Here is a 5269-nt window from a genome sequence, read left to right as displayed (position 1 = left end):
GCTGATGGTCACGATGCTCGAGGACGACACCTCGGTGTTCGCCGCCATGCGCGCGGGTGCTCGTGGCTACATCCTCAAGGGCGCAACACCCGACGACATCGTGCGAGCCATCCGAACAGTGGCAGCCGGAGAGGTGATCTTTGGAGCCGCGCTCGCCCGTCGCATGGGCCACTTCTTCACAGCCGGACGCGACGGCGAGGCACATCCCTTCCCCGAACTCACGACACGTGAGCGAGACGTCCTCGGCCTCATCGCGGATGGCCGCTCCAACACCGACATCGCAACCGCGCTCGGCCTGAGCGAGAAGACAGTGCGCAACAACGTCTCGAACATCTTCGCCAAGCTGCTGGTTCATGACCGCGCGGCCGCCGCCGTCAAGGCGCGCACAGCCGGCCTCGGCTCCTGAGGCCCGCCAGGAAGTGACGGCGACACTTCCTGGTGCCCGACTGCGCCGCCGGCCCTACTACCGCTACTCGCTTGAATGGCTCAAGCCGTAGAGGACGCACGCGCCGAAGTGATGCCGTTCGGGTGCGCATCCATGGCCCGCCGAACATGCAGTTGTAGGCAGCATCGGGCCCCTGGCAGGACTTGCTTCGGTGGTCAACAGCAGCCCCCCCGTCCCGTGCATATCCCATGCCAAGACGCAGGTCCGGTGACCCCTGGGATTTCGACCCAGAGGTCACGTCCACCCTCGTGCGCCCGCGTCCACGCCCGTCCAGTCGATCAAGCATCTCGGGCGAGGGGCGGCAGACCGCCTGTTGACCACAACGCAAGAGGCATGACCGCCAAGATCGGTGATCATGCCTCTGAACTGCGCTTACGTTGGTAGCGGGGGCAGGATTTGAACCTGCGACCTCTGGGTTATGAGCGACGGTGCCTGGATGTCTGTGGACACTCACCTACAGCAGTGGAACGACGTCTACGCAGGTCAACGACCCGCACCGTCGCTCAACGTCCAGCCGCGTCCTGCATCGTCCACTCCGCCGATGTTGACCATCGGTTGACCGCGTCGAGAGCTCGCTCGGCTCTGACGGGGTACCGAGATTCGCGTCGTGAAGCTCAGATCGATAGCGGCACATAGGCGTCAGTCGCGTAACGGCGTCCCCAAGGCCCAATGGGGCGGGCAGCGTGAGCGCCATGAGCCTCAGCGCGACGGGCGACGTCGCGCCCGCCTGCGCTGCATGCTCTCGTCGGCATCCGCGTGCTCACGACTTCGGAAGCCACACAATCTCGGAGACCTTCATGGCTCCGTTGACCTCAGTCACCCGGTAGACCGCGATGCCCGTCAGATCGACCCCCGCATCACTCGCGGTGATGTGGGTCGGGACCGCAATCTCATCGGTTCCCGACATCACCCCGGGGCTGACCGCGTCGATGTGGAACGTCGGCCCCATCTGATCGGTGAACCACTTGGTGAACTGCGTGCCCGCAAACGGGCCCTCCGACATCGTGCCAGCAACGATGCCGGAGAAGACGATGTCGCTCGTCGTGGCCGCCGCCACGGCTGCGGGGTCGTGGGCGTTGCGGGCATCCATGAACGCCGTGACGGCAGTCATCGCCGCCTGCTGCTCACTGCTCCCGCGATGATCGGCATACGCCCACGCACCCAACCCGATGACCGCGATCAACGCGACCGCAAGTCCGCCTGCCAGCCACCAGGCCAGCGCCGACCTGTGGTGCTCGACCGGTGCCGTCTCAGGAATCGATTGGTGCTGAACATCAGTCACTGCACTCACCTCCCAGCCGCCACACCAGCAACCAGGGCTACACCGCCCCGGGCGGCCAACTCCAGGCTACGAGGGTCCAGGCCCGTGAAGCGCGACCAGAAGCGGGGGGCGCAATGAAGCGACCGGATGCCGGATCCTCGACTGAGAACCGAGTGAGATCGGCACGTCTGCTCGGCTATCCGGACGCAATCCGTCCGACATAGGCGAAGGTTGAGGCGTCCCCCGACCCGCCAGCGTGGGCCCGGTAGAGGTGTCGAGTGTGGTCGGCCATCGTCACGACTGCCTCATCGGCATCGGATTCCGTCTCGATCTCGCGCCCGTCCGTCGGCCCACATGGGAGTCTCCTCTGGGCGCTGAGGGGGTAGGCCGAGCCGGTTGTCGGCGAGACAGCAGCACCGCGGAGAATCCTGGCCGTCCGGGACATGGGCCTCTGTCTGCCGGGTCGCGCGCGCGGGGACGCTACGGGGACTGCCCGCGCGCGTCGGGCCTCATCAAGGAGTGAACACATGCCTCGTCGCTACGAACTCGTCGGTGCGTTCGCCCTCTTCGTCGGTGGTGCCGCGGTCGTGCTGCAGTACCTCGTGACGCCGGTGAGCGGCAGCATGGGGGGCGCGGAACTCCTCGCCACGGTCACCGAGCATCGAACCGCGATGGGGTGGGCCCTGGCGCTCGACTTCCCAGTGCTCCTCGCCGCGCCCGCGTTCCTGTTCATCGGATACCTGGCGCAGGCCCGGACGTCCGTGCTCGCCTCGATCGCGACCGCGTTCCTGTTCTTCCCGTTCGTGGTTAGCCTGCCGGCCATCTTCGGGCTGGACGGCTTGGCGTTCTTGGCTAGCGAGGAGCCGAACCAGGTGGCGATGGTGCACCTTCTCGACAGCTGGCAGGGCTCGACCTGGTTCGCGCTGAGCGTGCTCCCCTACGTGCTGCTGCAGATCGTCGGCGGCATCCTCCTGGCCATCGCTCTCCGGCGGGTGACGAGCGTCCCGTCCTGGGTCGCCCTCGCCACCGGTGCCTGGCCGCTGTTCGCGGTCGCCGGCCAGGAGAGCGGCGTTCGCGTCATCGCCGTCATCGGCTATGCACTGCTCTTCGCCACCTGGGCCGTCTTCGCGATGCTCCTCCTGCGTGGCCGCCAGCCCGCCGCGGCGCAGCCGGCTCTCGTCACTGCCTGACAGCGCGCAGGCGCGCGGGGAAGAATCCGGACTATGAACCGCTGGGCCGTCGTCCTGGGCCGCGGGGGCATCGCCCTCGCGGCCTGGGGCACGGTGGTCGCGCTGGTCGCGGTCGCGACTTGGGACCGAAGCCTGTTCCCGATCCTCATCGCTGTCGAGACGATCCCGATGCTTCCGCTCGCGATCCTCGGTGCGAGCGCCGTGCGGGCGGCGCCTGGCAACGTCGTCGGCTGGCTTCTCCTGGCCGGCGGAGCCTTCATGGCCGCGGCCACGGCGTCATACCTCTATGCCCGCATCGCCTTCGACCAGGGCCAGGACCTGCCACTCGCCCACCTCGCAGGGTGGCTGGACGGATGGCCATGGGTGCCCGCGCAGCTCAGCGTCGCGCTCTTCGTCCCGCTGCTCTTCCCCGACGGGCGGCTCCCGTCGAGGCGGTGGCGCATCGCGATCGGCATCAACATCGCCGTCTGCGTGCTACTGCTCGTGTCCACCCTCCTCGACCCGCATCTGCTGGACTGGCCGGACCGGCACAACCCCACCGGCATCAGCGGCGGTGTCGGTGACCTCGCGCACGGCCTGATGACCGCCATCGTCCTCGTCGCGCCGATGACCCTCGCCGGGGCCATCGGTTTCGAGATCAAGCAGCGCAAGGCGACCGACGCGACCGCGCGCGCGGCAGCCCGACTGGTGCGACCGGCGGTGTGGATGCTGACGGCCTCGTGGTGGGCGTGCGTGGTCATCTCGTCCTCTGGCGCGCCGTCCCTCTACGCGCTGCCGTTCGAGTCCCTCGGCATGGCCGCCGTCGGCGTCACCTGCTGGCTGGCGATCCGGCGCTATGGCCTGTTCGATGCCCGGCTGGTCGTGCGCCGCAGTCTCGTCTACGGCGCCTTGAGCGCGTGCGTCCTCGTCGTGTACGGCATGGTGGCGTTCCTCCTCGCCCGCGTCGGCGCCTCCAGCGCGACGGCACCGGTCGCCGTTGTCGTCGCGATCCTGATCGCGGTGCCGTTGCGGGACCGACTCCAGCGAGCCGCGAACCGCCTAGTCTTCGGCCTGCGTGACGACCCCGTGGCGACCCTGCTCGCGCTCGGCGACCAGTTGGAGCGGGCCGCCGTGGCAGACGACGTCCTGCCCGGGGCCGCCCAGTCGCTGCAACGGACGCTGCGGCTCCAGCACGTGGCCATCCTGGACGGCGACACGGTGGCCGCCGAGGCCGGGCAGCCCAGCGACGGCCGACGGGTACGGGTGCCGCTGGTGTACGCCGGTGAGACCGTCGGCACGCTCGTCGCGACCCAGTCCGAGGGCGACACCCCCATGGACGCCGAGCGGCACGCGTTGCTCACGGGCATCGCACGCCCGGTCGCAGCCGCGCTTCGCACTACGGCGCTCAGCCGCGACCTCGCTGCTGCACACGAACGACTCGTCTCCGCGACCGAGGAGGAACGGCGTCGACTGCGACGCGACCTGCACGACGGCCTGGGTCCCGCCCTGTCCAGCGCGGTGCTCGGCGTCTCACGCGCGAACGCCCTGCTCGAGACGCGGCCCGATGCAGCAGCAGAACAGCTCAGGACGCTCACCGCCCAGCTGCAGGAAGCCGTCGCCGACGTACGACGCCTGGTGTACGACCTGCGTCCGCCCGCCCTCGACGATCTCGGCCTTGTCAGGGCCTTGGACGAGCAGGCGAGGTCGCTTGGCAACTTCACGGTCAGCGGCCCGATGGACATGCCATCGCTTCCGGCAGCGGCAGAGGTGGCTACCTATCGTATTGCGATGGAGGCGATGACCAACTCCGTCCGGCACGCCAGGGCCGCCAGCGGCTCGGTGGAGATCCGAGTCGACGAGGGCCTCCACCTCACCGTCCGCGATGACGGGATCGGGCTTCCGGTCGGCTACCGAGCTGGAGTCGGTATCACGTCGATGCGGGAACGCGCAGCCGAGCTAGGCGGTACCTGCGTCGTCGAGGCCGCGCCTGACGCAGGGACGGTGGTGAGGGCATGGTTGCCGATCTAGATGCACGCATCAGCGTCGTCGTCGTCGACGACCACCCCATGTTCCGTGCCGGCCTGCGCACTCTCGTGGAGGAAGCCGACGGACTATCTCTCATTGGTGAAGCTGACAACGCCGAGACGGCGATCGCGGTCTGCGAGGAGGTCGTGCCCGACGTCGTCCTGCTGGACATCAAGATGCCGGGCTCAAGCGGTATCGATGTGACGCGTCACCTCGTGGGCGTCCTGCCGAGCGTGGCCGTGCTGATGGTCACGATGCTCGAGGATGACACCTCGGTGTTCGCCGCCATGCGCGCGGGTGCTCGTGGCTACATCCTCAAGGGCGCAACACCCGACGACATCGTGCGAGCCATCCGAACAGTGGCAGCCG

General features: G+C 68.4%; 5 protein-coding genes. 4 read left to right on the top strand and 1 reads right to left on the bottom strand.

The genetic code is table 11. From position 1 onward, the window contains the following. Nucleotides 1-406, top strand: a 406-nt coding sequence (locus VIM19_12605; protein ID HEY5185719.1) for a response regulator transcription factor, incomplete at its 5' end; no start/stop codon positions are given. A 799-nt stretch (nucleotides 407-1205) separates the two neighbouring features. Here VIM19_12605 and VIM19_12600 read toward each other — a convergent pair. Then, a complete protein-coding gene (locus VIM19_12600) occupies nucleotides 1206-1736 on the bottom strand; it encodes a nuclear transport factor 2 family protein (protein ID HEY5185718.1) in 531 nt (176 codons plus the stop codon). Between the two features lie 497 nt (nucleotides 1737-2233). Here VIM19_12600 and VIM19_12595 point away from each other — a divergent pair, with 497 nt between their 5' ends. From VIM19_12595 to VIM19_12585, 3 genes are all read left to right on the top strand, one after another. After that, the gene (locus VIM19_12595) at nucleotides 2234-2896 is read left to right on the top strand and encodes a hypothetical protein (GenBank protein HEY5185717.1); all 663 of its coding nucleotides are present in this window, start codon (nucleotides 2234-2236) and stop codon (nucleotides 2894-2896) included. Between the two features lie 33 nt (nucleotides 2897-2929). Continuing rightward, on the top strand, nucleotides 2930-4903 hold the full coding sequence (locus VIM19_12590; protein HEY5185716.1) for a histidine kinase: 1974 nt from the start codon (nucleotides 2930-2932) through the stop codon (nucleotides 4901-4903). Then, a partial coding sequence (locus VIM19_12585) for a response regulator transcription factor (GenBank protein ID HEY5185715.1) occupies nucleotides 4888-5269 on the top strand: 382 nt, incomplete at its 3' end. The genes VIM19_12590 and VIM19_12585, both read left to right, overlap by 16 nt.

The sequence above is a fragment of the Actinomycetes bacterium genome (genome assembly GCA_036510875.1).
Classification (GTDB): domain Bacteria; phylum Actinomycetota; class Actinomycetes; order Prado026; family Prado026; genus DATCDE01.
Note: the sequence above shows the minus strand (reverse complement) of the source record. Positions and strands in the feature narration are given on the sequence as shown.